Here is a 289-nt window from a genome sequence, read left to right as displayed (position 1 = left end):
GGCATGCACCACTTCGTCGATCAGGTTGGAGTGGAAGATGCCGGGGTTGAGATGATGGGTATTGCCGTGGTCGCGGAAGTTCAGCCGTACCACGTCGAAGCCCTGCTCGAGCATGCGCGCGGCCGCCATGCGCATGTAGCTGGATTCGGCGCTGCCTTCCCAGCCGTGCAGCAGCAGCGCCATGCCCTTGGGCTCGCGGCCTTCGATATGGCTGTGCCAGCCCTGCAGGCGCACGCCATCGCCGCCATCGAGAATCAGCTCTTCGCTGACCGCGCCGGTCGCAGCCAGC

Annotated in this window: 1 protein-coding gene; it reads right to left on the bottom strand. The window is 65.7% G+C overall.

The window, feature by feature from the left end; translation table 11 throughout:
* Window positions 1-289 (bottom strand): hypothetical protein (locus tag EN850_RS35745; protein WP_210238100.1); only part of this gene is annotated, 289 nt, incomplete at both ends.

Source organism: Mesorhizobium sp. M8A.F.Ca.ET.207.01.1.1, assembly GCF_004794715.1.
In the GTDB taxonomy this organism is placed as follows: Bacteria; Pseudomonadota; Alphaproteobacteria; order Rhizobiales; family Rhizobiaceae; genus Mesorhizobium.
The sequence above is the reverse complement of the archived record's forward strand: the minus strand, read 5'-3'. Positions and strand labels throughout refer to the sequence as shown.